General features: G+C 70.6%; 30 protein-coding genes. 17 read left to right on the top strand and 13 right to left on the bottom strand.

Going from position 1 to position 26,362, the window contains the following annotated elements; genetic code table 11:
* Positions 1-107 precede the first annotated feature (107 nt).
* Together IE231_RS13520 and IE231_RS13515 are read right to left on the bottom strand one after the other, a co-directional pair.
* Positions 108-1,112, bottom strand: coding sequence for an aldo/keto reductase family protein (locus IE231_RS13520; protein WP_306341569.1), 1,005 nt, complete (start codon positions 1,110-1,112; stop codon positions 108-110).
* 48 nt (positions 1,113-1,160) lie between these two features.
* Positions 1,161-1,877, bottom strand: coding sequence for a hypothetical protein (locus IE231_RS13515; protein WP_189694502.1), 717 nt, complete (start codon positions 1,875-1,877; stop codon positions 1,161-1,163).
* A 196-nt stretch (positions 1,878-2,073) separates the two neighbouring features.
* Between IE231_RS13515 and IE231_RS13510 the strand changes: the two genes are divergently transcribed.
* The 4 genes from IE231_RS13510 to IE231_RS13495 all read left to right on the top strand — a co-directional run bounded on the left by IE231_RS13510 (position 2,074) and on the right by IE231_RS13495 (position 5,101).
* Positions 2,074-2,247, top strand: a complete 174-nt coding sequence (locus tag IE231_RS13510) for a hypothetical protein (RefSeq protein ID WP_189694501.1) — start codon at positions 2,074-2,076, stop codon at positions 2,245-2,247.
* Positions 2,248-2,259: 12 nt separating this feature from the next.
* Complete coding sequence (locus IE231_RS13505; protein WP_189694500.1) at positions 2,260-3,216, top strand: sensor histidine kinase; 957 nt, start codon at positions 2,260-2,262, stop codon at positions 3,214-3,216.
* Positions 3,213-3,878 (top strand): response regulator, encoded by a 666-nt coding sequence (locus tag IE231_RS13500; protein ID WP_189694499.1) that lies wholly within the window; start codon positions 3,213-3,215, stop codon positions 3,876-3,878. The genes IE231_RS13505 and IE231_RS13500 overlap by 4 nt, the downstream gene beginning before the upstream one ends.
* 200 nt (positions 3,879-4,078) lie before the next feature.
* A complete protein-coding gene (locus IE231_RS13495) occupies positions 4,079-5,101 on the top strand; it encodes a hypothetical protein (RefSeq protein WP_229866954.1) in 1,023 nt (340 codons plus the stop codon).
* An 11-nt stretch (positions 5,102-5,112) separates the two neighbouring features.
* On the opposite strand, the gene IE231_RS13490 is transcribed toward IE231_RS13495, so the two are convergent.
* Genes IE231_RS13490 through IE231_RS13475 form a run of 4 tightly spaced genes read right to left on the bottom strand, consistent with a single transcriptional unit; the run spans position 5,113 to position 7,910 of the window.
* A complete protein-coding gene (locus IE231_RS13490; RefSeq protein ID WP_189694498.1) occupies positions 5,113-6,042 on the bottom strand; it encodes a cation diffusion facilitator family transporter in 930 nt (309 codons plus the stop codon).
* 59 nt (positions 6,043-6,101) lie between these two features.
* Positions 6,102-6,434, bottom strand: a complete 333-nt coding sequence (locus IE231_RS13485) for a YnfA family protein (RefSeq protein ID WP_189694497.1) — start codon at positions 6,432-6,434, stop codon at positions 6,102-6,104.
* Positions 6,435-6,481: 47 nt separating this feature from the next.
* Positions 6,482-7,393 carry an alpha/beta hydrolase gene (locus tag IE231_RS13480; protein ID WP_189694496.1) on the bottom strand — a complete coding sequence of 304 codons (912 nt, stop codon included), beginning with the start codon at positions 7,391-7,393 and terminating at the stop codon, positions 6,482-6,484.
* 31 nt (positions 7,394-7,424) lie between these two features.
* Complete coding sequence (locus tag IE231_RS13475) at positions 7,425-7,910, bottom strand: SRPBCC family protein (protein ID WP_189694495.1); 486 nt, start codon at positions 7,908-7,910, stop codon at positions 7,425-7,427.
* 293 nt (positions 7,911-8,203) lie between these two features.
* Between IE231_RS13475 and IE231_RS13470 the strand changes: the two genes are divergently transcribed.
* The 11 genes from IE231_RS13470 to IE231_RS18290 all read left to right on the top strand — a co-directional run bounded on the left by IE231_RS13470 (position 8,204) and on the right by IE231_RS18290 (position 17,233).
* Positions 8,204-9,064, top strand: coding sequence for an alpha/beta fold hydrolase (locus tag IE231_RS13470; protein ID WP_236663143.1), 861 nt, complete (start codon positions 8,204-8,206; stop codon positions 9,062-9,064).
* Positions 9,061-10,293, top strand: coding sequence for a thiolase family protein (locus IE231_RS13465; RefSeq protein ID WP_189694493.1), 1,233 nt, complete (start codon positions 9,061-9,063; stop codon positions 10,291-10,293). The genes IE231_RS13470 and IE231_RS13465 overlap by 4 nt, the downstream gene beginning before the upstream one ends.
* An 18-nt stretch (positions 10,294-10,311) precedes the next feature.
* Positions 10,312-10,980 carry a 3-oxoacid CoA-transferase subunit A gene (locus tag IE231_RS13460; RefSeq protein WP_189694492.1) on the top strand — a complete coding sequence of 223 codons (669 nt, stop codon included), beginning with the start codon at positions 10,312-10,314 and terminating at the stop codon, positions 10,978-10,980.
* Positions 10,981-10,984: 4 nt separating this feature from the next.
* Positions 10,985-11,662, top strand: a complete 678-nt coding sequence (locus tag IE231_RS13455) for a 3-oxoacid CoA-transferase subunit B (RefSeq protein ID WP_189694491.1) — start codon at positions 10,985-10,987, stop codon at positions 11,660-11,662.
* Positions 11,663-11,736: 74 nt separating this feature from the next.
* Positions 11,737-12,552 carry an IclR family transcriptional regulator domain-containing protein gene (locus IE231_RS13450; protein ID WP_189694582.1) on the top strand — a complete coding sequence of 272 codons (816 nt, stop codon included), beginning with the start codon at positions 11,737-11,739 and terminating at the stop codon, positions 12,550-12,552.
* A gap of 45 nt (positions 12,553-12,597) precedes the next feature.
* Positions 12,598-14,055 carry a benzaldehyde dehydrogenase gene (locus IE231_RS13445; protein WP_189694490.1) on the top strand — a complete coding sequence of 486 codons (1,458 nt, stop codon included), beginning with the start codon at positions 12,598-12,600 and terminating at the stop codon, positions 14,053-14,055.
* A gap of 88 nt (positions 14,056-14,143) precedes the next feature.
* On the top strand, positions 14,144-14,320 hold the full coding sequence (locus IE231_RS13440; RefSeq protein ID WP_189694489.1) for a hypothetical protein: 177 nt from the start codon (positions 14,144-14,146) through the stop codon (positions 14,318-14,320).
* On the top strand, positions 14,317-15,024 hold the full coding sequence (locus tag IE231_RS13435) for a cytochrome b N-terminal domain-containing protein (RefSeq protein ID WP_189694488.1): 708 nt from the start codon (positions 14,317-14,319) through the stop codon (positions 15,022-15,024). The genes IE231_RS13440 and IE231_RS13435 overlap by 4 nt, the downstream gene beginning before the upstream one ends.
* A complete protein-coding gene (locus IE231_RS13430; RefSeq protein ID WP_189694487.1) occupies positions 15,021-15,755 on the top strand; it encodes a hypothetical protein in 735 nt (244 codons plus the stop codon). The genes IE231_RS13435 and IE231_RS13430 overlap by 4 nt, the downstream gene beginning before the upstream one ends.
* Positions 15,752-15,985 carry a hypothetical protein gene (locus IE231_RS13425; protein WP_189694486.1) on the top strand — a complete coding sequence of 78 codons (234 nt, stop codon included), beginning with the start codon at positions 15,752-15,754 and terminating at the stop codon, positions 15,983-15,985. Before IE231_RS13430 ends, IE231_RS13425 begins: the two co-directional genes overlap by 4 nt.
* A gap of 48 nt (positions 15,986-16,033) precedes the next feature.
* Positions 16,034-17,233, top strand: coding sequence for a DUF2637 domain-containing protein (locus IE231_RS18290; RefSeq protein ID WP_229866952.1), 1,200 nt, complete (start codon positions 16,034-16,036; stop codon positions 17,231-17,233).
* Between the two features lie 82 nt (positions 17,234-17,315).
* On the opposite strand, the gene ilvD is transcribed toward IE231_RS18290, so the two are convergent.
* Positions 17,316-19,199 (bottom strand): dihydroxy-acid dehydratase, encoded by a 1,884-nt coding sequence (gene ilvD, locus IE231_RS13415; RefSeq protein ID WP_189694485.1) that lies wholly within the window; start codon positions 19,197-19,199, stop codon positions 17,316-17,318.
* A gap of 77 nt (positions 19,200-19,276) precedes the next feature.
* On the opposite strand from ilvD, the gene IE231_RS13410 reads away from it, so the two are divergent.
* Positions 19,277-20,158 (top strand): helix-turn-helix transcriptional regulator, encoded by an 882-nt coding sequence (locus tag IE231_RS13410; protein WP_229866950.1) that lies wholly within the window; start codon positions 19,277-19,279, stop codon positions 20,156-20,158.
* Positions 20,159-20,196: 38 nt separating this feature from the next.
* Here the strand turns inward: IE231_RS13410 and IE231_RS13405 are convergent, their stop codons facing one another.
* Positions 20,197-20,943 (bottom strand): sigma-70 family RNA polymerase sigma factor, encoded by a 747-nt coding sequence (locus IE231_RS13405; RefSeq protein WP_189694484.1) that lies wholly within the window; start codon positions 20,941-20,943, stop codon positions 20,197-20,199.
* Between the two features lie 157 nt (positions 20,944-21,100).
* On the opposite strand from IE231_RS13405, the gene IE231_RS13400 reads away from it, so the two are divergent.
* The gene (locus IE231_RS13400) at positions 21,101-21,742 is read left to right on the top strand and encodes a TetR/AcrR family transcriptional regulator (protein ID WP_189694483.1); all 642 of its coding nucleotides are present in this window, start codon (positions 21,101-21,103) and stop codon (positions 21,740-21,742) included.
* A gap of 188 nt (positions 21,743-21,930) precedes the next feature.
* Here the strand turns inward: IE231_RS13400 and IE231_RS13395 are convergent, their stop codons facing one another.
* The 5 genes from IE231_RS13395 to IE231_RS13375 form a co-directional block, all read right to left on the bottom strand.
* Entirely contained in the window at positions 21,931-22,665 is a 735-nt protein-coding gene (locus IE231_RS13395) for a GAF and ANTAR domain-containing protein (protein WP_189694482.1), read from the bottom strand.
* Positions 22,666-22,770: 105 nt separating this feature from the next.
* Entirely contained in the window at positions 22,771-23,247 is a 477-nt protein-coding gene (locus IE231_RS13390) for a VOC family protein (RefSeq protein ID WP_189694481.1), read from the bottom strand.
* Positions 23,240-23,644, bottom strand: a complete 405-nt coding sequence (locus IE231_RS13385; RefSeq protein ID WP_189694480.1) for a VOC family protein — start codon at positions 23,642-23,644, stop codon at positions 23,240-23,242. The genes IE231_RS13390 and IE231_RS13385 overlap by 8 nt, the downstream gene beginning before the upstream one ends.
* Positions 23,645-23,862: 218 nt before the next feature.
* Positions 23,863-25,485 carry an aldehyde dehydrogenase family protein gene (locus tag IE231_RS13380; protein ID WP_189694479.1) on the bottom strand — a complete coding sequence of 541 codons (1,623 nt, stop codon included), beginning with the start codon at positions 25,483-25,485 and terminating at the stop codon, positions 23,863-23,865.
* Complete coding sequence (locus IE231_RS13375; protein WP_189694478.1) at positions 25,482-26,249, bottom strand: HD domain-containing protein; 768 nt, start codon at positions 26,247-26,249, stop codon at positions 25,482-25,484. The genes IE231_RS13380 and IE231_RS13375 overlap by 4 nt, the downstream gene beginning before the upstream one ends.
* Positions 26,250-26,362 lie beyond the last annotated feature (113 nt).

Below are 26,362 nucleotides of genomic sequence, written 5' to 3'. Positions count from 1 at the left end.
GCGCACGACGGCGCGCGGTCGCGCCCTGCGCGGTGCCGCGTGGTCGGTCTGGGGGAGAGGTGGGTCGCGCTCCCGCACCCCCGGCGGGCGACGGGAGCGCGCGTCGGTCAGCTGCGGTGCTTGACCCCGGGCTTCGCGTAGGGGGCGAGAGTGGTCCCCTTGACCGGGACGTCTCCGAGTGCCTCGTCGATGGCCGTGAGCACGTCCCCGGAGAGCTCGACACCGGAGGCTGCGGCGTTGGCGTGCACCTGGTCCGGACGCGTCGCACCGGTGATCGCGGAGGCGAGCTCGCTGCGGCGCAAGACCCACGCAAGTGCCATGACCGGCAGGGTCAGCCCCGCGCCGTCGGCAATCGGGACCAGCCGCTGCACCGCCTCGAGGATCGGATCGCTCATCACCAGGTTCTTCGAGACCCCCATGGTGTCGCTCGCGAAGCGGGTGCCCTCCGGGACCGGCTCGCCCGGCCTGTACTTCCCGGTGAGGACGCCCTGCGCGAGCGGGGACCACACGATCTGCGAGATCCCGTTCGCGGCGCAGAGCGGGAAGACCTCCTCCTCGGGCGCCTGCCACAGCATGGAGTACTGCGGCTGGGACGAGACGAAGAGGTCCGGGCCGGCGATGTCGATGGCCGCCTGGATCTGCTCCGGAGTCCACTCGCTGAAGCCGAGGTACCGGGCCTTGCCCTGCTCGACGACCTTCTGGAAGGCCTCGATCGTGTCCTCGATCGGCACGTTCACATCGAACCGGTGCGCCTGGTAGAGGTCCACATAGTCCGTCCTGAGGCGCGCCAGCGAAGCGTCGATCTGCTTGGCGATCTGTGCGGGGGAGAGGCCGGCGTCGGCGGGGTCATCGGACATCTGCCCGTTTACCTTGGTCGCGAGGACGTAGGAGTCGCGCGGATGCTCCGAGAGGATCTCTCCCCACGCCGTCTCCGAGGCGCCGCGGCCGTAGACGTTCGCCGTATCGAAGAACGTGATGCCGGCGTCGAAGGCCGCCTCGGTGCAGGCACGCGTCTGCTCCGCCTCGATCCCGCCCGAGAACGTGAGCCACGAGCCGAGGGAGATCTCCGAGACCTCGAGGTCGGAACTTCCGAGCTTGCGGTAGCGCATCATGGACTCCTTGTGGGCAGGGCGTGGCTCCGACGGGCTGACCCATCGTGTCTACGCCGATTCGACGGCGTTGGGAAGAGCTGCCGTGAGCGCCCATGCCGTCCATCCGGTCAGGACCAGGCCCACCGCGTAGGCGGCCACGGCCAGCCACTCGGGCCCCGGGGACGCGGCGAGCGCGGCGAAGGCGACCCCGAGCGCGATCGCCGCGGCCGGCAGGAGTCCCGCCCGCCATGCGGCCAGCGGGACGAGAAGGTAGATGACAGGGCCGAGCATGAACAGGATCGGCAGAGGGCCGCCGGCGGCGTGGAACGCGTCGAAGGCCGCGATGGCGCGGTCCGTCGGGAGCCCCGATCCGGCGAGGCCCAGAGCAGTGAAGTGGCTGAGGGAGATGGCGGCCATGCCCACACCGAAGGGGACCGCCAAGAACCCGAGGAGGCTCGACAGCCAGGCTCCCCGTGCCCGGATGGCCCCCACGAGCGTGAGGAGCCCGGCGATGCAGACGACGGCGCCCAGAAGCTCCATCCACGCCAGAGCAGCGAGGGCCCCGGGCTGGGCCTCGGCGAACGCCAGGGTCTGCGCCGAGGTGGCCGAGTCCTGGAGCGGAACCATCAGGCTCCCGACGATCATCACTGCGAACAGCAGCGGAAGGCAGGCTGCTCCGACGATCCGCCGGACCCTGAACGCCCGGCTGTTGGGACGGCCTGCACCTCGGGCGTCTCGGGCGAGCGGGGTGCGGAACCACGTGAGGGTATGGGCTGAGGTTGACATGGCACTTCTCCTCGGGGATCGAATCCGACTGGACGCTGCAACCGTAGGAGCCGACGATGGGCCGCCGCGTCGTCGTTTCCGACGATCCGGGCCCTGCCGGATGACCACCTCCGCCGGCCGGGATACATCGGAAGGAGGACGGGCAGACCATCTCTGGGGGGATCCCCGCCGGGGGCGCTGCTCCTATCCTTGGGCCATGGCCCCAATCGCGCGGGATCCTCGACGGCTCGGGTGGATGCTCGCCGCCGCGCTCGTCGTCATCGGGCTCGGGCAGGCCTCCGCTGAGGACTCGGGGCCCGCGCTGTGGGGCACAGCCGCGGTGGCGGCCGCCTTCGCCGCCTCGATGCTGCTCCTGCGCAGGCCGCTGTAGGCCTCGGCGGTCGTGGCGGTGACGGTCCTCGGGTCGGCGGCCTCCGGGCTCAGGCACGGCAACTTCCTGGCAGAGGTCATCGCGTGCCTCATCGTCGTCTACACTGCGGGCTACGCGCTCGGGCTGCGCCCGGCGCTCGCGGGCTTCGGCGTCGTCCTCCTTCCTCTCGTTGTGCTCAGCGCGCCGGATGTGCGGCAGTACGCGTGGATCGTGATCGTCCTCGGCGGAACGTGGGGCGTTGCGCGGGTGCTCAGGAGCCGGCACCAGCTCATCCTGAACCTCCGTGCCACGACCGCCGAGCTCGAACGGAGCCGCGAGGAGCTCGCGGACCGCGCCGTGACGCAGGAGCGGCTGCGCATCGCCAGGGACCTCCATGACGTCGTGGCGCATTCGGTGACGGTCATGCTCGTCCAGGCGGCCGCTGCCGAGCGCACCATGCACCGCGGGGGGCCGGATGCCCTCGAGGCCGTCCGCGCTGTCCAGGAGACCGCGCGGGACGCGCTCGCCGAGCTTAGGCGGATGCTCGGCGTCCTGAGGCCCGAGGGTGGCGACCCCGCGCCGTCGGGCGCCTTGGCGCCCCAGCCGGGACTCGCCGAGGTGGAGCGCCTTGTGATGCATTTCCGCGACGCCGGCCTCGAGATCGAGTACGCCATGTCGGCCCCGCACAAGGCGCCGCCTCCCAGCGTCCAGCTGGCCGCGTACCGGGTGATCCAGGAGGCCCTCACGAACGTCCTCAAGCATTCGTCGGCGCCCCGAGCGTTTGTCAGCGTCCGCGCGGACGACGGCGCGCTGGTCGCCGAGGTGCGCGACGCCGGTCCGGCCCGCGGCCCGGACGGGACAGGCGGGGGCCAGGGGATCGTCGGTATGCGTGAACGCGTCGCCGGGCACGGAGGCCGCCTCTCCGCGGGCACGACGCCGGGCGGCGGCTTCTGCGTGACCGCTCGGCTTCCGCTCGGAGCCGGCTCATGAGCGAGGGGCGGATCAGGATTGTCGTCGTCGATGACCAGGCGCTCGTGCGCCGCGGGTTTTCGCTGATCCTGGGCGAGGAGCCGGACATCGTCGTGGTGGGCGAGGCCGGGGACGGCAAGGAGGCGCTGTCCGTGTGCCGGGAGCAGGACCCGGACGTGGTGCTCATGGATGTGCGCATGCCCATCCTGGACGGTGTGGAGGCCACGCGCCGCCTCGTGGCCGGGTCGCGGGCGAGGGTCCTCATGCTCACCACGTTCGACCTCGACGCCCACGTCTACCAGGCCATCCGGGCCGGGGCGAGCGGCTTCCTCCTCAAGGACGTGCGGCCCGACCACCTCGCGCACGCGGTGCGCGCCGTCGCAGCGGGCGACACGATGCTCGCGCCCGCCATCACCCGCAGGCTCGTCGAGGAATTCGTGCAGAGGCCCGCCCCAGGCTCCGTGCCGGACGCCGCGGCAGTCCTCACCGAACGCGAGCGCGAGGTCCTGGTGCTGCTCGCCCGCGGCCGCTCCAATGCCGAGATCGCGCGGGACCTCGTCCTCTCCGAAACCACGGTCAAGACCCATGTCACGCGCATCCTCACCAAGCTCGGGGTGAGGGACCGGGTGCAGGCGGTTGTCCTCGCCTACGAGTGCGGGCTCGTGAGGCCGGGTGCGCTGTAGGGACGGGCCGAAGGACCCTACTGACGGCTCCGGGCGGATCCGTAGGGTGGGTCCACCGGCCGGCCCGGAGAACGATGGGGGGCGACTCTCGGGACCGGCCGGACCACGACGGGGCAGCCCTTGAAAGGGGAGCGCCCTCGGAAGGGGGGCGGGCGATGCGCTCACCACGAGACAGGACACGCCGCGTCGCCCTTGTCCTGATGGCGAGTGTCCTCCTCGCGAGCGGATGCGCGCCCGGCGGCCCAGCGCCGTCGTCCTCGCCGTCGTCCTCGTCCAGTTCGGGCAACCCGGCCTGCGACCTCATCACACCGGCCATCGCCGCGAAGGTCGATCCGGGCCAAGTGCCGATGACCAACTCGCCCGCGAGGCCCGGCGGGAGCAAGGCCTATCTGTGCGGGTACTTCAGCAGGACGGCCAAGGGCAATTTCCTGTCCGTGTCGCTCACATCGCCCGCCTCGGCGGCAGACATCGCCGCGGTGAAGAAGACGCCGGACTGCTCCCCTGTGACGGGGATCGGCGATTTCGCGTGCTTCCAGTGGACCGGCTGGTTCCGTTCAGAGGGCAGCGGAGCCTCGGCCAACACCATCCTCGTGGCCGCCAAGGGCAGCGAGACCCTGGACTTCCGCTATGTTGCCATGCCACCCATGACAGAGGGGTCCGCTGGGCCGGACGGCACAGCCACGGCCAAGGCCCTCGCCCAGGGGCTGGTCGACGCCGGCTGGGGCAACGGCAGCACGCTCACTGTGCCCACGGCGCCGCCGGTCGGGCCGGTGGCAGCGACCAACAACCCCGCGTGCGCCATCGCGACGGCCGACGCCGTGCGGCAGGCCTTCGGCGCGGCCACCACCCCCCAGACTCTGCCGGGCGAGGACAGCTGCCGCTACACCTTCGGCAGTCTGGGCACTCCAGGCCCGGATTCGCTCGTCTTCTCCATCGAGCACCACCAGGGGGGCGCGTCCGTGCTCTCCTCGGCACCGCCGCCGGGTGGCCAGGACATCCAGGGCGTCGGTGACAAGGCCATCCTCGTGACGGGCACGGAGGCAGCCGGACCCAAGTCGCTGCGGCCAGCCGGGGATGTGCCGGTCGCGATCCTGTCCCTCGAGGTCGCGCGAGGGCAGAACATGGCGATCTTCACTGCCCAGGTGCTCATCTCCCCGACCGGGCCGACGGCGGACCAGACGAAGGACCAGCTCGTCCGACTCGCCCGGGACGCGAAGTTCTGAGGCGGTCGCCGTCAGTGCGTGAGGCGCTCCCGGTCCCGGTGCGAGGCCGGCTCGAGCTGGAACGTGGAGTGCTCCACCGGGATGCCGAAGTGCTCGGCCACGCACTCCTGCAGCTCGCCGAGGATCTCGACGGCGTGGCCGTCCTTCATGCACTCGTCCTCGAGCGTCACGTGGCCGGTGATCACGGGGGTACCTGTGCCGATCAGCGTCGCGTGGAGGTCGTGGATGTCGATGACGTGGTCCATGGCGAGGATGTGCTGGCGGACTGCGCGCAGGTCCAGCCCCTTCGGCGTCGCGGCGAGGAGCACGTCCGTGGTCTCCTTCAGCAGGCGGAGCGTGCGGGGGATGATGAGGGCTCCGATGAGGAGTGAGACCAGCGAGTCCGCACGGGTCCAGCCGGTGAGGCTGATGATGACCGCGGCGATGATGACGGCGGCGGATCCCAGCGCGTCGTTGAGCACCTCGAGGAATGCCGCCCGTAGGTTGAGGCTGCTCTTGCGGCCCCCGGCGAGCACGAGGAGGGAGATGGCGTTGCCCACGAGCCCGATGATGCCGAACCACAGCATGGACTCCGAGGCGATCCCCTCCGGCTCGATGAGCCGCCGGATCGCCTCGTACAGGATGAACGCCCCGACCACGAGCAGGAGCCCTGCCTGGAGGGCGGCCGCGAGCACCTCGGCGCGCTTGTACCCCCACGTCCGCTCGGGGGTGGGCGGGCGCAGTGCGAGGGTCGCGGCAATGAGGGCGATCAGCAGGCCCGAGGCGTCGGTGAACATGTGGCCGGCGTCGGCCAGGAGTGCGAGGGATCCGGAGAGGATCGCGCCGACGAGCTCGGCGACCAGGATGAGGACCGTGACGCCGAAGGCGGCGAGGATGCGAGGCCGGTCGGCTCCCGCGGCGTGGTCGTGCGCGCCGCTGTGGTCGTGGGAATGGCCGCTCATGCCTTCGACGGTACACACGTCCTCGAGCAGCCCACAACGGAGGGAGTTCCCGCGATGCCTCAGCCCCGCGGGGCGAACATGATCACGGCGACGCCGGCGAGGCACAGCGCGGCGCCGGCCACATCCCACCGGTCTGGCCGGAAGCCGTCCACGAGCACGCCCCAGAGCAGTGACCCTGCGACGAACACGCCGCCGTACGCCGCGAGGACGCGTCCAAAGTGCGCGTCCGGCTGGAACGTCGCCACGAATCCGTACACGCCGAGCGCAGCCACACCGAGCCCGGCCCACCACCACGGCCGTCCCTCGCGGACGGACTGCCACACGAGCCACGCTCCGCCGATCTCCGCCGCGGCCGAAAGCGCGAACAAGACCACGGACCTGACGATGTTCACCCGCCCATGATGCCAGCGCTGGCTGCGGCCCCCGGGGTCCCACGCCCTCAGTCCAGCAGCTTCCCGACCAGGTTCCGGCACAGGGCGTACGCCGCGTGCTCCGGGTCGATGACAGCGAAGTGGTCGCCGCTGGTCTCGTGCAGCACGGCCGCATCCCCGGCCGCGTGGGCCGCCGCAACGTAGTCCTCGGAGAGGGCGAACGGGACGGCCTCATCCGTACGCGAGTGGACCGCGTGCACGGGAACGCCGATCGGCAGGGCCCGCATCGGATCCGCGAGCTCGAAGGCGCGCGCGAGCTCCGGCGAGTCCGTGGAGGCGCCTCCCATGAGGTTCCGCGCGGCGTTGCTGCTCAGGCCCAGCCGCTCGGCCGCGGCGAGGCCCAGGACCCCGGCCTGGCTCACGACGCCGCGCAGCGGCACCCGGGGCGCCTGTCCGTCCCGGGCAGAGCCCGATGTGCCCGATGTGCCCGGCGTGCCCGGGCCGCCGGGGGTGCCGGAAGGGAGGGTTGGCCGCCCCGCAGCCCAGACGGCCAGATGGCCGCCAGCGGAGTGGCCCAGGGCGACCACTCGCCCAGCCGAGACGAGCCGCGCGAGCCGCTCGGCGTCGTCGTGCGCGAGAACGCCGAGCCCGGGAACGTCCGCGAGGCGGTCGATCCCGGCGGCGACGTCGAGGAACGTGGCCGGCCAGCCGCCGTCGCCCGGGCTCCGCGAGCCGTCCGGCAGGTCCGATCCGGCGCGCCGGTACTCGAGGTTCCACGCCGCGAACCCGTGCGAGGCGAGGTCCTCGGCCACGGGAACTCCGAGCTCGGCCGTGTACTTGTCGCGCCAGTAGCCACCGTGGAGCACGACGACGACGCCTCGCCACGGCTGGTCCTGCGCGCCGGCGGTGGGCTCGGGCAGGTAGAGGTCAGCCCACTGGTCGGGATGCGGGCCGTAGGGAACGCGGACAGTCTGGCTCACGCCGCGACTCTACCCGCAGTGCGCGCGCCGGCTACTGCGCCGAGGCGGACTCCTTCTCGACGGCGGCCTTGATGTGGTGCAGCCAGCCGTTGACCGTCTTGTCCCACTGCGCCCCGCCGCCCCAGGCGTACATGACGTCCTCGAACCACGTGATGTCGGTGTTCTCGAAGTCCAGCGTGAGCCGCGTCCCGTCGCCCTCGGGGGCGAAGCTCCAGGTCCAGCCCACATGCTGCTTGAGGTCACGGTTCAGGACCCTGAGGTGCGAGGTGATCACAATGCGCTCGTCGGGGACGAACTCCGTGAACTCGTGTGTCACGTGCTCCGTGAGGCCCGGAGTGGCCCGGTTCAGGACGTGGGCCACGGTGCCGATGCCCTCCGGGGCCAGCGTCGCGTCCTCCACCTGGATCTTCGGGTGGCCGGCGAACATGTTGCGCGGATCCCGGCAGTGCTCGAACACCGCGTGGACGGGCGCGTGGATGGATTCGGTGTAGGTGTGCCGGTATTCGTGATCGGACATGGCGGCCTCCCGATGGTGCGTGCCCTGTCCTGCAATCGTCCGCCGATTGCCCGGAGCGGCGGGAGGGCCATAGGTCCCAGAGCGATTTCTCTGTTCGCTCTACGAACACTTGTGCATGATGCGAACACGTGGCATTCTGGGTGAAGGCGAGGATCTGGAGAGGGAAGCGACGGACGGTCATATCCTCGGACGCCTCGGCCGAACGACTACCAGGGGCGACGCCGCGGGGATCGTGGACCGCATCCTGGCCGCCTGCGACCGATGACCATCGAGGAAAGGATCAGCACGTGAGCATGCCGAAGATCAAGGCAGTGCGCCTCAGCCCCCGCATGCATCTCGGGGAGAAGGAACTCGTGGTGCTCGGACCGTCCCTCGGCACCTCGACCGTCATGTGGGACGACGCCGCCCGCCTCCTGGGCGATCACTACGACCTCCTCGGGTGGGACCTCCCCGGCCACGGGATCTCGCCGGGAATAGATCCCGAGGACGCCGCCGCCCCGGGCGCGTTCACGATGGCTGAGCTCGCAGACGCCGTGATCGCGCTCGTCGACTCGATCGAGCCAGGCGTCCGGTTCCACTACGCGGGCGACTCTGCAGGCGGTGCTGTGGGGGCGGAGCTCGCGCTCGCCCATCCAGACCGCCTGCTCAGCCTCGCGATGCTGTGCTCGTCGCCCAAGTTCGGCGAGCCCCGGGCTTGGAACGAGCGCGCCGACGCGGTGGCCGCCCAGGGCACCGCGATCCGCGTCGAGCCCTCGGCAGAGGTCTGGTTCGCCCCGGGATTCCTCGCCGAGCACCCCCAGGAGGCGACCCGCCTCCTGCACACGCTCCGCGACGCGGACCGGTTCGGGTACGCCGCCGTCTGCCGTGCCCTCGCCGGGTATGACGTGCGCGGCAGGTTCGGCGAGATCGCGCTGCCGTTCCTGGCCATCGCAGGCGAGTTCGACACCGTGAGTCCGTTCTCGGACGCGGAATGGATGGCCCAGCACGCGCAGAACGGTGCGGCCGTCCGGCTCCCGGCCGTCGCCCACATCGCACCCACCGAGAACCCCGCCGCGGTCGCCGACCTCCTGCGCGCGCACTTCTCGGCAGCGAACACGGCCTCCAAGGTCGCACAGAGCACCCTGTCAGCTATCGATGAGGAACAGCAGAAGTGACTGAAGCATTCGTCTATGACGCCATCCGGACCCCGTTCGGCAAGTTCGGCAGCGGACTCGCCGGAGTCCGCCCCGATGACCTCGCGGCACACATGGTCCGCACCATCGTGGACCGCGCACCGGGACTGACCCAGGACGCCCTGGAGGGGGGCGCGGTCGACGAGGTGATCTTCGGCAACGCCAACGGCGCCGGTGAGGAGAACCGCAACGTGGCCCGCATGGCCACGCTGCTTGCGGGCCTGCCCGTCTCAGTCCCGGGCACCACGGTCAACCGCCTCTGCGGCTCCTCCCTCGACGCCGCGATCATCGCCTCCCGGCAGATCGAGGTGGGTGACGCCGAGGTGATGCTCGTGGGCGGCGTGGAGTCCATGTCCCGCGCGCCCTGGGTCCTGCCCAAGACCGAGAGGCCCTACCCGGCAGGCGACCTGGCCCTCGCCTCGACCACCCTCGGCTGGCGGCTCGTGAACAAGAACATGCCGGCCGAGTGGACAGTGTCCCTCGGCGAGGCCACCGAGCAGCTGCGTGAGCGGTTCTCGATCGGGCGCGACCGGCAGGACGAGTTCGCCGCACGTTCCCATAACCTCGCCGACGTCGCGTGGAACGCGGGCTTCTACGACGACCTCGTGGTCCCCGTCCCCGGCACCGAGCTTGCACGCGACGAGGGTATCCGCCCCGGCTCCTCAGCCGAGAAGCTCGCAGGGCTCAAGACCGTGTTCCGCAAGGACAACGGCGATCACTCCGGCACGACGGCGGGCGGCACGGTGACAGCGGGCAACGCGTCCCCGCTCTCCGACGGCGCCTCCGCAGTGCTGCTGGGTTCCGAGGCCGCCGCTGAGACCACCGGCCTCGCGCCCATCGCCCGCGTGGCCGGACGCGGCGCCGCCGCGAACGAGCCCCAGTACTTCGGGTTCGCGCCCGTCGAGGCCGCGAACCGCGCCCTCGCCAAGGCGGGGATCACGTGGGAGCAGGTCGGCGCCGTCGAGCTCAACGAGGCCTTCGCCGCGCAGTCGCTCGCGTGCGTGGACGCCTGGAAGATCGACCCGGAGATCGTCAACCAGCACGGCGGTGCGATCGCCATGGGCCACCCGCTCGGTGCCTCCGGCGGCCGCATCCTGGGCACACTGGCTCGGTCCCTGCAGCGCAGCGGGGAGCGGTGGGGCGTTGCCGCGATCTGCATCGGTGTGGGCCAGGGCTTGGCCGTGGTCCTCGAGAACGTCAACGCGAAGTAAGGCCGAGGGAAGGCATCTGTGGCACGCACACTCGAATTCAAGGACACGGCCGCTGAGGCCGTGGCTGGCATCAAGGACGGCTCGACCGTGATGATCGGCGGGTTCGGCAACGCCGGGCAGCCGTTCGAGCTCATCGACGCGCTCCTGGAGGGCGGCGCGAAGGAGCTCACCGTCGTCAACAACAATGCCGGCCAGGCCGATGAAGGGCTCGCCCTCCTGATCAAGGAGGGCCGGGTCAAGAAGATGATCTGTTCGTTCCCGCGCCAGTCCGACTCGTGGCACTTCGATGAGAAGTACCGCGCCGGGCAGATCGAGCTCGAGCTCGTCCCGCAGGGTAACCTCGCCGAGCGGATCCGCGCGGCCGGTGCCGGGATCGGGGGCTTCTTCACCCCGACGGGCTACGGCACTATGCTCGCGGAGGGCAAGGAGACCCGCTTCCTCGACGGGAAGTGGCAAGTCTTCGAGACGCCGATCCACGCGGACGTCGCCCTGATCAAGGCACTCAGGGCAGACCGCAAGGGAAACCTCGTCTATCGCAAGACGGCCCGCAACTTCGGCCCCATCATGGCCGCCGCCGCCACGAACACGGTGGTCCAGGTCTCCGAGGTGGTCCCGACAGGCGGCCTCGACCCGGAGAATGTCGTGACCCCGGGAATCTACGTCAACACGATCGTGAAGGTGGGCTGAACCGATGACCGAGCAGACGACCATGATCGTCCCGCAGACCAGCGCCTCCCCCCTGACGAGGGACGAGATGGCCAAGATGGTCGCGAAGGACATCGAACCCGGCTCGTTCGTGAACCTGGGCATCGGGCAGCCCACCAACGTCTCGAACTACCTCACTGAAGAGCAGGACATCACGCTCCACACGGAGAACGGGATGCTCGGCATGGGGCCGGTGGCCACCGGGGACCAGATCGACCAGGACCTCATCAACGCAGGCAAGATCCCGGTCACGGAGCTGCCGGGTGCGAGCTACTTCCACCACGCGGACTCCTTCGCGATCATGCGCGGGGGCCACCTCGACGTGTGCGTGCTCGGCGCCTTCCAGGTCTCCGCCACCGGTGATCTGGCCAACTGGCACACCGGGGCCCCGGATGCCATCCCGGCCGTGGGCGGGGCGATGGACCTCGCGACGGGTGCCAAGGACGTCTACGTCATGATGAACCTCGCCACGAAGGACGGCACGTCCAAGCTCGTGCCTGAGCTGACCTACCCCGTCACGGGCGTCGGCTGCGTGACCCGGGTGTACACCGAGAAGGCAGTCTTCCTCATTACGCCCGAGGGCGTCCGTGTCCGGGAGACGTTCGGGATGACCTTCGAGGATCTCCAGAGCGCCGTCGGCGTCCCGCTGCTCCCCGCGGCCTGAGCGAGGCGACCGTGGAACAGCGGGTGGGCGCCGCGGAAGCGGGCGAGCCGAGCAGGGAGCCGGGCGCCGGCAGTGTGGACTATGTCCAGCCGCCGGTCCCGACCGCGAGTGACCAGTTCGTCCAGTCGCTCGCGCGGGGCCTCGCGGTCGTGCGCGCGTTCGATGCCGAGCACCAGGAGATGACCCTCTCCGAGGTCGCCTCCCGCACGGCGCTCACGCGCGCGACGGCGCGGCGCTTCCTCCACACGCTCGTGGAGCTGGGGTACATGCGCACGGACGGGAGGTTCTTCACCCTCACGCCGCTCGTCCTCCAGCTCGGCTACGCCTACCTGTCCGGGCAGCGCCTCCCGGAGCTGGCCGAGCCGTTCCTCGAGGAACTCTCACACCGGCACGCCGAGTCGACCTCGCTCGCGGTCCTCGACGGCACGGACATCGTGTACCTCGCGCGCATCCACACACGGCGGATCATCTCCGTCGGCATCTCTCCGGGCACCCGGTTCCCGGCGCACGCGACGTCGATGGGCAGGGTCCTGCTCTCGGCCCTGCCAGCTGCCGAGCTGGATGCGTACTTCGCGAACGCCCGGCTCGATCAGCTCACACCGCGCACCCTCGTCACGCGGCTGGCCATCGAGGACGAGCTTGCCCGGGTCCGCGCGCAGGGATACGCGGTCGTGGACCAGGAGCTCGAGGTGGGCCTGCAGTCGGTGGCGGTGCCGGTGCTCGGCTCCGACGGCCGTACCGTGGCTGCCATCAACATGGCCCTCTCGGCCCGTCTGGACGGTCAGCGCTCGGCCGCCGAGCGGGACTCCGAGGTGGGCCGGCTCGTCCCCGAGCTGCGGGCCGCGGCAGCCGCGATCGCGGAGGCAGCCCGGGCGGTGGGGGCAGCATAGAAGTGTTCAACCCGAACCGGGACACCTGAGATGGAGGACGCTGGAATGTCACTTCTCGACGCCGCGCTGTGGGGCGGCAAGGTCAACATCGGCGGCTGGACCGAGGCGGCAGGCGGCACGTACGACGCCGTCGAGCCCGCCACCGGGGCCACGCTCGCCTCGGTCGGGGCGGCCTCGCGCGACGACGTGTACCGGGCTGCCCAGCTGGCCGCGAAGGCCCAGCCCGAATGGGCGGCGAGGAAGCCCGAGGAGCGCGCGGCCGTTCTGCGCCGTGCTGGGCAGCTGTGGGAGGAGTGCGCCGAGGAGATCCAGGAGTGGATCGTCCGCGAGGCGGGGAGCATCCCGCCCAAGGCGCAGCTCGAGACCCATATCGCTGCGAACGAGTGCTACGAGGCCGCCGCGCTGCCCTCGCACCCGCATGGCGAGGTGCTGACCTCGGACGAGGACCGGTGGTCGTTCGCGCGGAGGCGCCCGGCCGGCGTCGTGAGCGTCATCGCGCCGTTCAACTTCCCGCTCATCCTCTCGATCCGCTCCGTGGCGCCCGCCCTTGCCCTCGGCAACGCCGTGCTGCTCAAGCCCGATCCCCGCACGGCCGTATGCGGCGGCGTCACCCTCATGCGCGTCTTCGAGGAGGCCGGGCTCCCGCCCGGGGTGCTTTCACTCCTGCCCGGCGGGGCCGAGACCGGCGCGGCCGTGGTGGAGGCGCCCGACGTCAGGATCGTCTCCTTCACGGGCTCCACCGCCGCCGGCCGCAGGGTCGGCGAGACCGCCGCACGGCTGCTCAAGCGCGCCCACCTTGAGCTCGGCGGCAACAACGCGCTCATCGTCCTGCCCGGGGCGGACCTGCCGAAGGCCGCCTCCGCCGGGGCGTTCGGCTCGTTCATGCACCAGGGGCAGATCTGCATGACCACCGGCCGGCACTTCGTGCACGAGTCCGTCTACGACGAGTACATCGACGCCCTGTCCGAGAAGGCCGAGCACCTCCCGGTGGGTGATCCGGCCGCGGCCCAGGTGGCCCTCGGCCCTGTCATCGACCAGCACCAGCGGGACCGCATCCACGGGATCGTCGAGTCGTCCGTGGCGCAGGGCGGCAGGCTGGCCGCCGGAGGCACGTTCGAGGGGCTCTTCTACCGGCCGACCGTCCTGGCCGACCTCGACCTCGAGAACCCCGCGTTCGCCGAGGAGATCTTCGGGCCTGTGGCCCCCGTGACGAAGTTCTCGAGCGTCGACGAGGTGGTCGACCTCGTGAACGCCAACGAGTACGGGCTGTCGGTGGGCATCCTGGGAGACGTGGGCACTGCCATGAAGATCGCGGACCGCGTCCACTCCGGCAAGGTGCACATCAACGAGCAGACCGTCTCCGACGAGGCCAACGCCCCCTTCGGAGGCGTCGGCGCCTCCGGGACCGGCTCGCGGTTCGGCGGTGCGACCTCGAACATCGACGCGTTCACCGAGATCCAGTGGCTCACCATGAGGCCCGAGATCCCCGAATACCCCTTCTGACCGCTCGTTCCTGTCAACTTGCTGGGACTTGGGCCTGCTGGGCCATTGGTCCCTAGTTCGGATCAGGAGGCGGGCGGACCGTGGTGCCGTGGACATCACAATGATTGCGTGGACTGCGGCCGCCCGCCTCGGAGCCGACGGCGTCTACCTCGGATGGGGACCCTTCACGGTCCAGCTGGGGAACCTCATCGTCATCCTCGTGATGATCCTCCTCTTCGCCGCCGCACTGTTCCTGCCCTTCCCCGGAGGGAGGAACCGGCGATGAGCGGCGCGCACACCGAAGCGCACGGCGTGGCGCCCGTGCCTCCCGGCGGCCACATCGCCAACTGGACGGGCCGCTTCCGCGACTGGGGCACGCGCAAGCTGCCGCCGGACAAGCTCCTGCCGGAGACCCAGCCGAGCTACGTGGCCTCGTGGATCTACGTCTTCGGCATGGCCACGATCGCGGCGCTCCTGTACGTGATCCTGTCCGGCGTGGTCCTCGCCCTCAACGGGCCGGCCTGGTACCACGTCTCCGCCACGGGGCACTTCATCAACAGCACGCACCTCTGGGGCGTTGAGCTGTTCTTCATGTTCATGGTCATCCACCTGTGGGGGAAGTTCTGGATGGCATCCTGGCGCGGAGGACGGGCGCTGACGTGGATCACGGGCGTCATCGCGTTCGTCGTCTCGATCGTCACGGCGTTCACCGGATACCTCCTCCAGACCAACTTCGACTCCCAGTGGATTGCGTTCCAGGCCAAGGATGCGCTCAACGCCGTCGGCGTCGGCGCGTGGTTCAACCCCGCGAACCTGGGCCAGGTGCTCATGTGGCACATCGTGCTGCTGCCGCTCGCGGTGGGGGCCGTCGTCGTGCTCCATGTCCTCCTCGTGCGCGTGCACGGAGTCGTGCCGCCGCTCGAGGCCTCCGAGAGCGACGCCCAACTGCGCTCCCCGAAACCGACCTCGGAAGGGCGTGAGGTGTCATGACGCTCAAGGAACGCAGTCACACGCCGCATCGCCGGCCGCCCCGGGTAGACCGAGATCTCGACCGCGAGCCGTGGCACGGGGCCGAACGGGAGTACGACCTCGTCAAGGAGCTCGTCTACGCCCTCGTCGTCGTGGGGGTAATGGTCGTCGGCCTTGCTGCGATCGTCGGCTCGCCGGACGAGGCACCCGTGACGCTCAAGCAGTGGGCCGCCACGGCGCCGTCGGACTTCGTCGCGACGGCAACCGCCGAGCTCGGCGGAACCAGCGACACCGCCCAGTATGGTCCGCCCTACAACTCGACGCAGGGCGCGAGCCAGACGCTCGGCCCGATCGACCTCCAGAGCCTCTCGGGGGTGCGCCTCCCCATCGACACCGCGCAGGACCTCGTCATCGGCCCGCTGGAGACCCTCCCGGCGGTGCCCGCCGAGGTTGGTGTGTGGACTGGCGCAACGGACCAGCAGCGCACCGATTGGACCACGGCCTACTCAGACGCCCTCTCGAAGGCCCCGGACAACGATCCCGCCAAGGTCGCGGCGGGAGACTACGGGCCTGTCCCGCCCTCGACACGGATCTGCTCGGCATGGCCGCCTCCGGCTCCCTCGACCGGGTGCTCGACGGCGGCTCACTCGCCGGCATGGACCGCACGCGCACGGAGCTCTTCCTCGGCGACGGCACCTACTTCAACGGCCTGGCCGACGACCAGCACCTCACCGGCGACCAGTGGGGCATGATGAACGAGACCGGGAACTATCCGGGCCAGTCGTGGCTGTGGCTGTTCTCGTTCTGGTACCAGATCCCGCCCTTCAACTCGCTTGCCAACGCGGACCTCGTCATCAGCGGGATCATGGTCGTCCTGACCCTCGCGCTCATGCTCGTCCCGTTCATCCCCGGGGTCCGCTCGCTGCCCCGGATCATCCCGATCCACCGGCTGATCTGGCGGGACTACTACCGCCGGAGGTGACCCGGGGCTCAGTCACTGGGCGTCACCTACGCGTGGTAGAAAACTAGTGTGAACCCCCAGACGACCGATTCCTCCACCGCGCCCGCGCACAAGCCGATCTCGAAGCCGATCGTCGCCACCGGCATCGCATCGACCGTCGTGATCGGCTCCGGCGCCTTTGTCCTGAGCTTCTCCGCACTCACCGACCTGGCCGTCCGTGCCGGCATCCAGCCCGAGATCGGCTGGATGTGGCCGCTCATTGTGGACGGCATGATCGTCGCGGCGACCGTGGCGATCGTGGCCCTTGCGGGCCGGGAGGGCAAGGAGCAGTTCTATCCGTGGGTCCTGCTGTTCTTCGGCGCCGTGGTCTCGACCGCCGCGAACTCGATTCACGCGATCCTCGCCGTCAAGGCCTCGAACGGCAACGTGCCGGTCATCGTATCGGCGCTCGTCGCGGCGATGCCCCCGGTGGTGCTCCTCGCGATCACGCACCTCACGGTGCTGCTCGTCCAGTACGCGCGCAGCTCGGCGGAGAAGGAGGCGGCGCTGGCGGCCGCCAGGGAGGCGTCCCTGGCGGCTGCTGCGCACGACTGCGCCGCCGCGGCTGACGCTGCTGGCACGGCGGAGTCTGGGGTCGAGGCGGCTGCAGGCAGCGGCCTCGCGGTGGCGGCCGGTGGGGTGGCCGTTGTCGAATCCGTCCTGCAGGATGCGTCCGCGGCCGAGGCTGTCGCTGACGCGGCGGCGGCTACTGGGCCCGTCCCCGTTGCCGCGACAGCCGCGAGTGCGACGCCGGGCGCGGCGGCCCAGACCGTCTCGGAGGCTCCCGGGGAGGCCGCGCCGGTGAAGCCGAAGCCGGCTCCGAAGCGGAAGCCGCGCAAGCCCGCCGCTGCGGCGGGTGCCGGTGCATCCACGTCCGCTGCACGGAGCACTCCAGCGACGAAGCCCGTGGCGGCTTCCGCTGCGAAGGCACCCTCGAGCCGGCCCGCTGCCAAGAGTGCCGCATCCACGCGCCAGCTCATGCCCGAGCTCTCGACCGTGACGGGGCTCAACCCGCTCCTGCGCGGGCCGCAGGCTCCGGTTGAGGAATCCGCGGCCCAGGCACCCGCGGCCCAGGCACCCGCGGCGGCGTCGGACACGACCGCCACCACGGCCACTACGGCGCCCTCTGGCTCGACCACGACCGCCACCGACGCCTCCGCCGGTCCCGCGGTCACGGCCGAGAAGGCCGACGGCGAGGCCACGAAGGAACTCGTCTCGACGCAGGCCTGACGCGCCCGCACGCCCCACCACACAAACAGGCGGCCCACCCCCGAGCGAACGGGGGCGGGCCGCCTGGCCTGTCTGTACCGTGTCAGCCGATCGGCTGCGGGGACGTGAGCCGCGTGAGGGAGTCGACGTCGCGCACGGCGCCCTTGTCCGCGGAGGTGGCCATGGCGGCGTAGGCGCGCAGGGCCGCGGAGACGTGCCGCTCCCGGTTGGCCGGGTGGTAGCCGGTCGTGGCCTCGAGGTGCTCGCGCCGCGCGTAGAGCTCGGCGGGGTCCACGAGCAGCTCCATGGAGCGGTTCGGGATGTCGATGCGGATCCGGTCGCCGTCCTTCACGAGGGCGATAGTCCCGCCCGAGGCCGCCTCGGGGGAGATGTGCCCGATCGAGAGGCCGGAGGTGCCGCCGGAGAAGCGGCCGTCGGTGATGAGCGCGCACTTCTTGCCGAGGCCACGGCCCTTGAGGAACGAGGTCGGGTAGAGCATCTCCTGCATGCCAGGGCCGCCCTTGGGCCCCTCGTAGCGGATCACCACGACGTCGCCTTCCTTGACCGTCTTGTTCAGGATCTTCTCCACGGCCTCCTCCTGCGACTCGCACACCACCGCGGGGCCCTCGAAGGTCCAGATGGACTCGTCCACGCCGGCGGTCTTCACCACGGCGCCGTCGATCGCCACGTTCCCGTACAGCACGGCGAGGCCGCCGTCCTTGGAGTAGGCGTGCTCCACGGAGCGGATGCAGCCGCCCTCGGCGTCGGTGTCGAGGGAGGTCCACTCGTTCGACTGCGAGAACGCCGTCGAGGAGCGCTGGCCGCCGGGGGCCGCGTGCCACAGCTGCTGGGCCTCCTCGGTGGCCTTGCCCCCGCGGATGTCCCACGCGTCGAGCCACGAGGCGAGGTCGGGGGAGTGGACCGAGCGCACGTTGGTGTGCAGGAGGCCGCCGCGGTTGAGCTCGCCCAGGAGCGCGGGGATGCCGCCGGCGCGGTGCACGTCCTCCATGTAGTACGTCTTGTCCTTGGCCACGTTCGGGGCGACCTTCGCGAGGCACGGCACCTTGCGGGACTTCGCGTCGATCTCCGCCAGGCCGTACTCGACGCCGGCCTCCTGCGCGGCCGCGAGCAGGTGCAGGATCGTGTTGGTCGAGCCGCCCATCGCGATGTCGAGGGCCATCGCGTTGTCGAACGCCTCCGCGGTGGCGATGGAGCGCGGGAGGACGGACGCGTCGTCGTCCTCGTAGTAGCGCTTGGCGAGGTCGACGGCGGTGGCACCGGCGCGCTCGTAGAGTGCCTTGCGCGCGGTATGGGTCGCAAGGACCGAGCCGTTGCCCGGCAGGGAGAGGCCGATGGCCTCGGTGAGGCAGTTCATCGAGTTGGCCGTGAACATGCCGGAGCACGAGCCGCAGGTGGGGCACGCGTTCTGCTCGATGAGGTCGATGTCGGCGTCGGAGATGGACTCGTCCACCGCGTCCGAGATCGCGTTGACCAGGTCCAGGGAGCGCACCGAGCCGTCCGTGAGCGTCACGCGGCCGGCCTCCATGGGGCCGCCGGAGACGAACACCGTGGGGATGTTCAGGCGCAGGGCGGCCATGAGCATGCCAGGCGTGATCTTGTCGCAGTTGGAGATGCACACGAGGGCGTCGGCGCAATGGGCGTTGACCATGTACTCGACCGAGTCGGCGATGAGGTCGCGAGAGGGCAGCGAGTAGAGCATGCCGCCGTGGCCCATGGCGATCCCGTCGTCCACCGCGATCGTGTTGAACTCGCGCGGCACGGCGCCGGCGGCGAGGATCGCGTCGGAGACGATGCGGCCCACGGGCTGCAGGTGGGTGTGGCCGGGGACGAACTCGGTGAACGAGTTGGCGACGGCGATGATCGGCTTGCCGATGTCCGAGTTGGCGACGCCGGAGGCGCGCATCAGTGCGCGGGCGCCGGCCATGTTGCGGCCATGGGTCACGGTGCGGGAACGAAGTGCTGGCATTGCACCAGAATGCCACCCGCGCGCGGCCCTGTTCCAGACGCCCCCAGTACTAGTACTGAGAGTGCTAGCGTTGATGGGTGGACGTGAACGCCGCGGAAGTCCGGCGCAAGGAACTCGGTGCCTTCCTCCGCGCACGGCGCGAGCGGGCCGTCCGGGCCGACTACGGGCTCCCTCCCGTCGGACGCGGCCGCACCGTGGGGCTGCGCCGCGAGGAGGTAGCGTTCCTCTCCGGCGTCTCGGTCACCTGGTACACATGGCTCGAGCAGGGCCGCGACATCAATCCCTCACGCCACGTGCTCGACGCCGTCGCGGTCAACCTGCGCCTGAGCGCTCCCGAGCACGACTACGTCCTGGGCCTGAGCGGGTACGCTCCCGCACCACGCGAAGCGGCGCCGGGTCCAGAGCCAGTGCCGGACCATGTCCAGCACCTTCTGCATGCTCTGGACCCGGCGCCCGCCTTCGCCGTGACGTCCACGTGGGACATCGGGGCCTGGAACCGTGGGTACGAGGCGCTCTTCCCGGGCATCGCCACTGTGCCGGTCCGCGACCGCAATCTCCTGCGGCTCACCTTTACGGACCCCTACGTGCGCGGCATGCTTCCCGATTGGGAGGTCACTGTGCGCAGCTTCCTTGCGGACTACCGTGCTGAAGCGGGGTCGCATGCCGACCGGGCCGCGCACCTCGAACTCATCACCAGACTCCGACGCGACTCAGAGGACTTCGCCCGCGCCTGGGACGACCATGAGGTGCGGCGCTTCGCCTCCCGTGCCCGAACGTTCCTGCATCCTGTGGCTGGGCGGCTCGACTTCGAGCAGCACCAGCTCGTTCCCTCGGACGCGCCGACGCTCCACATCGTCGCGTACCTGCCCGCACCGGGCTCAGGCACACGGGAGCGGATGGAGAAGCTCGTCGAGGGCAGGCCGCCCCGAAGACTGGGGCCCGGCCTTGAGCTCGAGTGATCTGGCGGGACGGGGGCGGACTGCGCCGCCATCGTGCTTTACGCCGCCAGCTTGCGGCGCATCCGGCTGAGGACGCTCTTCAGCAGGCGCGAGACCTGCATCTGGCTCACGCCGAGCTCAGCGGCGATCTCGCGCTGGGTCATCTCGTCCACGAACCGCATCTTGACCAGGCGCAGGTCCTCATCGCTGCAGCAGGTGAGTGCCGAGGCGATGAGTTCGCGCTGCTCGACCTGCTCGAACCCCGCATCCACCACTGGGACGAGGTAGCCGGCGGAATCACCGTCGGAGTCGAGCCCCGCGTCGAGTGAGTCGATCTCGACTCCGGTCATCGCCGCGCCGACGCCCTTCGCCTCGACGACCTCCGTCTCGGCGGCGCCGGTTGCCTTGCTGATCTCGCTGACGCTGGGCTCGCGGCCGAGGTCCTGGGCAAGCTGCCCCTGGGCGGCACGGACGGTCAGCCGCAGCTCCTGGAGCCGGCGCGGGGGCCGCACCGTCCAGGAATTGTCGCGGAGGTAGTGCTTGATGGTGCCCGAGATCGTGGGCACCGCGTACTGGAGGAATCCGTGGCCACCATCCTCGCGGTAGCGCTGCGCTGCCCGGATCAGACCGAGGCGGGCCACCTGCCGCAGGTCGTCCAGATCATGCCCGGGGGTCCGGTGCCTGCGGGCCAGCGCATCGGCCACGCCCAAGTACTCCATGACGAGCTCTGCAGCGCAGGGCGCGTCCATCACATCCAGAGCAGTTCCCGTGTCCCCGTGCTCCGCCTCGACTGGCAGAGGTTTCACGCGCGTTCCCAGCTTGTCCACAGCAACCTCCTCGTCTCCGCCGCTATGCGGCGCCTGATGTTGTTGGTGCTACTCAACAAGACAGACCTGTCTGTCCTCGAAGAAAGTTATACAAGTAGACAGACCTGTCTGTCCAGATCTTGCTAGGATGGGTGCCATGAACGGTCGAGAAATTGGCCGGGCAGCCACGGAGCCGAGCCCCTCTGCCCGGGAGAAGATCCTGAAGACGGCGTACGGATTGTTTGCCAAGCGTGGGGTACGGGATGTGGGGATCGATGAGATCATCTCCCGCTCCGGCGTCGCGAAGGCGACCTTCTACCGTCACTTCAGGTCGAAGGATGCGCTGGTCCTCGCCTACATGGACCGGTGGTACGCGGTGCGGTCCGAGGCCATCGAGGACGCGATCGCGCACAGCCATTCGCCGGACGACGCCCTGCTCGCTGCCTTCACCGTGCTCGACGAGTGGTTCCGGCGGGGTGCCGCCGAGGTCAACACGTTCCTCAAGGTCCTCATCGAGTTCGGCGGCGACCACCCGCTGGGCCGTGCTGCCATGGACCATCTCGCGGCCATCCGGGGACGGCTCGCCGCGCTCGCGGAGGCTGCCGGCCTGGACGATCCCGAGGGCTTCGCCTGGTCGTTCCACATCCTCACCAAAGGGGCCATGGTGGCCTCGATCGAGGGGGATCTGGGCGCCGCGGCCCGTGCGCGCAGCATTGCCCGCGCGCTGATCGCACTCCACCGCCCGGACCGTCCGGAGTTCCCGCTGAGGCGGCGCGCTGGGGTGTCCGTGATGAGCTGAGCCCGGCGCGTCAGGTGGGCGTACGACGGCGGGTGGCCGCCCGCCGTCGTACGCCCGCCTGCGTATTAGAGCGGGGTCGGGGCGCGTGTTTAGTGGCGGGGTCGGGGCGAGGGGCCCTCGGCGCGGCAGCGTGTGGAAGCAGGCGCTTGGCGCTCGGCTCCCGGCTCGTGCTCCGGGGCTCGGGAGGATCAGCCGAAGAAGGTCTCCCGGTCCTTCTCGCCGTAGCGCGCCAGAATCGCCGCGGCGACGTCCCGCAGCTTCTGATTGCGGTTCATGGACGCCTTCTTGAGCACCTGCATCGCCTCGGCGGAGGTGCAGTTGGACTGGGCCATGATGACGCCGGCGGCGAGGCTGATGGTGGTCCGGGATTCGAGCGCTGCTTCGAGGTCCGCGGAACGCTCGCTTTCCCGGGCTACCCGCAGCGCGAGCCGGAGGGTACGCGATGCGAGTCCTGCCAGATGCTCGGCCTGTGCCCGCAGCTCGTCCGAGAACCCATCAGGCAGGCTGCTGTAGGAGTTGAGCGCAGCGTCCGCGTCGGACTCCGTCGGCAGGGGGATGGGCGTGGAGAAGACAGCCCGGAGGGGAGACCCCGAGACGGCCTTGCGGTACCGCGGGTAGCGGGTGGTGGTCCTCAGGTCCGGGATGTACACCGTCTTCTTCGTGGACACCGATTCCTGGCACGGCCCCTGGCCGCTCGCGTACTGGATCTCGTCCATCGCGTCGGCAATGGGATCGCTGCTGCCCAGAGTGGCCCGGCGGCCGCGGCGGCCCAGCGTGACGCTGCAGGACACGGCGCCCGCCTCGCCGGAGAGGTCCTGGGCGGCCAACTGGGAGAGCCGTGTCAGGAAGGTCTTCAGGTCCGGGCTGACGAGGAACTCCTCGAGGAGCTCATCCTCGCCGCGCTCGCGTATGGTCGTCTCCATGTCGTGGACAGCCTCCTCCGCTCAGTCGCGCCACGATCCTACCCGTGGGCGTGGGCGGGCAAACAGGCCCTCCCCCACACCGGGGCCGTCTGCCCCCCCCCGGACTCAGCCGATCCGCTGCGCCAGGGCCACCGTGATCCCGTCCGGCCCGCGCACGTAGGCCATGCGCCAGTAGTCCTCGTACTCGCCGATGCCGCCGATGAGCCCGTACCCGTCCGCGGCGAGCTTCTCGACGAGGGAGGGGACGTCGTCGACCTCGAAGGCGATGCTGCGCAGGCCGAGCTCGTTCGCGAGGGCATGCGGGTTTCCCGGGGTGTGGTCCGGGTGGGCGAAGCTCGAGAGCTCGAGGCACGTGCCGCCGTCGGGCGGCCGAAGCATGAGGATCTCGCTGCGCGCGTCCGGGATCCCGGTCACGGTGTCGATGAAGGCGCCCTCGATCGGGGAGGGGCCGCCCTCGATCTCGAAGCCAAGCCCCACAAAGAACGCCGTGGCCTCCTCGAGGTCCGAGACCGTGATGCCGATGTGGTCGAAACGCCTGACGGGGGGCGCCGTGCCGCCGCTGCTCCCGCCGTCGCTACTCATGCGGGAAGCCGCCCTCGGCCCACTGCTGGAGCAGCCACGAGTTCCCGTCCGGGTCCTCGAACCGGCAGTACAGGACGCCGCCCAGGTCCTGGACCTCGCCGAGCTCGACGCCCCGGCCGCTCAGGTCCGCCACGGCCTCGTCCATGTTCGCGACGACGAGGTGCAGGCCCTTCTGCACGCCGACCGGCATGTCGCTGATCTCCGGAATGTTGCGGCCCAGCAGGATCGCGCAGCCGGAGCCGGGCGGGCAGATCTGCACGATTCGCATGTCGTTCATCTGTACGTGATCAGTGAGCAGCTGCCACCCGCACTTCTCGACGTAGAAGTCGCGGGCGCGGTCAACGTCGCTGACGGGGACGTGGATGAGTTCCAGGCGCATTTCAACGGTGCTGGTCATGGGCCCAACGTAGTCCGACGCCGAGCGCGCGGGAACCCATCGCGAGCGCCTCTCTCCGCTCTCGGCGGGCCCCTCCGCGAAATGTTGAGTTGAGCAGGGTGGCGAGCGCCCTAACCCTGCTCAACTCAACATTTCCCGCGCGGGGCGTCTTCCCGCGCGGGGCGCCAGGGAAGTGACCCCTCACCGTGGATGGTGAGGGGTCACATCCCCGGCAGGGGCTAGCGGGTCTTCCTGTGGATCGACTTGTACGTCAGGTACGCCCCCAGGCCCTCGATCCCGTACTCCGTCCCGAGCCCGGAGTCGTGCCGGCCGCCGAAGGGCGCCGAGTGGTTCGAGGCGAAGAAGTTGAGGCCGATCGAGCCCGTGTCCACCCGGTCGGCCACAGCCAGTGCCGCGTCCTGGTCGGCGGAGAACACGAGGCCGCCGAGCCCGAACTCGGTGTTGTTGGCCAGCGCCACGGCCTCGTCCACGCCGCGGGACGGCCCGGCGTCGTCGTACTTGAGGATCGTCAGGACCGGTCCGAAGATCTCCTCCCGCGCCACCCGCATGTCCGGGGTGACGTCTGCGAACACGGTCGGCTCCACGAAGAAGCCGCCCTCGAGCCCGGTCCCCGGGGCGAACGACGCCGCCCTCCCGCCGGTCGTGGCCCGCGCGCCTTCCGCGAGGCCCGACTCGACGTACCCCATGACGGTGTCGAACTGGGACTTGGTCGCCGAGGGCCCGAACACGGTCGTGGGGTCGAGGGGGTCTCCCTGGGGCGCTGCGGAGATCACCGAGGTGGCCATCTCCACGACCTCCTCGTACCGGGACGCCGGCGCGAGGATGCGCGTGGAGATGTAGCAGGTCTGCCCGGTGTTGCGCATCGAGGATCGGATGAGGACCTTGGACATCGCGTCCAGGTCGGCGTCCGGCAGCACGATCGCGCTGGACTTGCCGCCGAGCTCGAGCGTGACCGGCCGCAGCAGCTCCCCGCAGGCGGCCGCGATGCGCCGCCCCACAGGCGTGGACCCGGTGAAGGCCACCTTGTCCACGCCGGGGTGCTTCACGAGCACGTCGCCCATCCGCCCGGATCCGGTCACGAGGTTCACCACGCCGGCCGGCACCCCGGCCGCGGCGACCGCGGCGACGATGAACCGGATCGACAGCGGTGTGGGCGAGGCCGGCTTGATCACCACGGTGCACCCCGCCAGCAGCGCCGGGGCGAGCTTGATGACCACGAGGTTGATGGGGAAGTTCCACGGCGCGATGAGCGCGCAGACCCCCACCGGGTCGCGCCGCACCACGGACTCCTGGCCGGGCGCGAACGGGAACGGCCGCACGTCCTCGCGCTCGAGGTAGCCGGCGAGGGAGGCGAAGTACCGGAAGATCCCGGCCGCGTTCGCCGCCGCGCCGCGGGTCTCCGTGATTGGCGAGCCGTTCTCGCGCGTGTTCGTCTGGGCGAGCACCTCGGCGCGGGCCTCGATCTCGTCCGCGATCCGCAGCAGGTGCGCCGCGCGCTCGGAGGGCGAGAGGCGGGGCCAGGGCCCGTCGTCGAACGCCCGGCGCGCGGCGGCGACGGCGGCCTCGACGTCCTCGGGGGAGCCGTCCGGGACCTCGCCCCACACCTCGCCGGTGGCGGGGTCGGTCACGGGGTTGCGGCCGGTTCCGTGCGCGGGGACGTAGGCGCCGTCGATGAACACGTCGTCCACCCGGGTGTACGGCAGGCTGAGCGCGGCGCGGCGCTCGGCGGCAGTGCCGGAGGCAGCGGACGACGGCGCGGTGGCGCCTCCCGCGGCCGCGGAACCGGCCGCCGCTGAACCGGCCGCCGCGGAACCGGCCGTCTGGGCTGGGCTGGTGGTCATCGCAGTACTCCCGTCTTGAGCAGCGCGTTGGAGCGCGCGAGGTCTGCCGTGGCCATCTCGACGGCGGCCGCGGTGATGAGCTCGGGCACGATCTCGGCGGCGAGCCGGTCGGCGTAGGTGGCCGGGTCCATGCCGAACCACGAGGACGCGAGGGCGATCCCGGCCCGGTCGAACCGCCACGCCCGGTCGGCGTCGCGCACGAGCGCGTCCTCGATCGAGTAGGCGACGTGCCGCGTGTCGTGGCCCTCGATGATCGCGGTGATCCGCTCGACGAATTCGGGCGCGTAGCCGAGCCCGGGCAGCACGCGGCGGGCCACGATGCAGCCCTGGTGCTCGTGCTCGTATCGGATCTGGGCCTTGCGCCAGTCGCCGGTGAAGCCCTCGGAGAGGATGCGCGACTCGTCGACGTGCGCCCAGCCCGTGTCGTGCAGGAGCGTCGCGACGAGCACGACCTCGCGGTCCGCGGTCGGGTAGGCATCGCAGAGCCGCTCGGCGTAGGCGACGGAGATGGGCAGGTGGATGTCGTTGCCGCGCGCTCGGGTCTCCTCGACCACGGCCTTCCAGACCGGGTTCAGGAAGTCGGAGGCGCTCGGCGTTTCGCAGATGGGCCGGGTGTCCACCGGCCTCTGCGCCGGGATGGGGCGGACGGGGTGGGCGGCCGCGAACGCGTCGGCGCGCTCGCTGTCGATCGCGGGCTCGTCCCCGCTGGGCTGCGGCGGTGTCGCGCTCGCCTCCGGCGAGGCGATGGTGGGGTGGTCGGTCATGGGGTCCTCCGGGGCAAGGAAATCGATGGGGCTCTGCGCGGCATGGTCGGCCCTGGGCCGCAAGATCGGTGCCGGGCCGCACCGTTCATGCGGTTTCGCACCGTTCGAACGGG

Origin of the sequence: Sinomonas cellulolyticus (assembly GCF_014656475.1) — a bacterium.
Lineage (GTDB): Bacteria > Actinomycetota > Actinomycetes > Actinomycetales > Micrococcaceae > Sinomonas > Sinomonas cellulolyticus.
Note: the sequence above shows the minus strand (reverse complement) of the source record. Positions and strands in the feature narration are given on the sequence as shown.

Bases quoted from the DNA above. Each gene is read 5' to 3' on its own strand.
- IE231_RS13520 (WP_306341569.1), bottom strand. From the start codon at position 1,112: ATGATGCGCTACCGCAAGCTCGGAAGTTCCGACCTCGAGGTCTCGGAG.
- IE231_RS13515 (WP_189694502.1), bottom strand. From the start codon at position 1,877: ATGTCAACCTCAGCCCATACCCTCACGTGGTTCCGCACCCCGCTCGCC.
- IE231_RS13510 (WP_189694501.1), top strand. From the start codon at position 2,074: ATGGCCCCAATCGCGCGGGATCCTCGACGGCTCGGGTGGATGCTCGCC.
- IE231_RS13500 (WP_189694499.1), top strand. From the start codon at position 3,213: ATGAGCGAGGGGCGGATCAGGATTGTCGTCGTCGATGACCAGGCGCTC.
- IE231_RS13495 (WP_229866954.1), top strand. From the start codon at position 4,079: ATGGCGAGTGTCCTCCTCGCGAGCGGATGCGCGCCCGGCGGCCCAGCG.
- IE231_RS13490 (WP_189694498.1), bottom strand. From the start codon at position 6,042: ATGAGCGGCCATTCCCACGACCACAGCGGCGCGCACGACCACGCCGCG.
- IE231_RS13475 (WP_189694495.1), bottom strand. From the start codon at position 7,910: ATGTCCGATCACGAATACCGGCACACCTACACCGAATCCATCCACGCG.
- IE231_RS13470 (WP_236663143.1), top strand. From the start codon at position 8,204: ATGCCGAAGATCAAGGCAGTGCGCCTCAGCCCCCGCATGCATCTCGGG.
- IE231_RS13455 (WP_189694491.1), top strand. From the start codon at position 10,985: ATGACCGAGCAGACGACCATGATCGTCCCGCAGACCAGCGCCTCCCCC.
- IE231_RS13445 (WP_189694490.1), top strand. From the start codon at position 12,598: ATGTCACTTCTCGACGCCGCGCTGTGGGGCGGCAAGGTCAACATCGGC.
- IE231_RS13435 (WP_189694488.1), top strand. From the start codon at position 14,317: ATGAGCGGCGCGCACACCGAAGCGCACGGCGTGGCGCCCGTGCCTCCC.
- IE231_RS13430 (WP_189694487.1), top strand. From the start codon at position 15,021: ATGACGCTCAAGGAACGCAGTCACACGCCGCATCGCCGGCCGCCCCGG.
- IE231_RS13425 (WP_189694486.1), top strand. From the start codon at position 15,752: ATGATGAACGAGACCGGGAACTATCCGGGCCAGTCGTGGCTGTGGCTG.
- ilvD (WP_189694485.1), bottom strand. From the start codon at position 19,199: ATGCCAGCACTTCGTTCCCGCACCGTGACCCATGGCCGCAACATGGCC.
- IE231_RS13400 (WP_189694483.1), top strand. From the start codon at position 21,101: ATGAACGGTCGAGAAATTGGCCGGGCAGCCACGGAGCCGAGCCCCTCT.
- IE231_RS13395 (WP_189694482.1), bottom strand. From the start codon at position 22,665: ATGGAGACGACCATACGCGAGCGCGGCGAGGATGAGCTCCTCGAGGAG.
- IE231_RS13390 (WP_189694481.1), bottom strand. From the start codon at position 23,247: ATGAGTAGCGACGGCGGGAGCAGCGGCGGCACGGCGCCCCCCGTCAGG.
- IE231_RS13385 (WP_189694480.1), bottom strand. From the start codon at position 23,644: ATGACCAGCACCGTTGAAATGCGCCTGGAACTCATCCACGTCCCCGTC.
- IE231_RS13380 (WP_189694479.1), bottom strand. From the start codon at position 25,485: ATGACCACCAGCCCAGCCCAGACGGCCGGTTCCGCGGCGGCCGGTTCA.
- IE231_RS13375 (WP_189694478.1), bottom strand. From the start codon at position 26,249: ATGACCGACCACCCCACCATCGCCTCGCCGGAGGCGAGCGCGACACCG.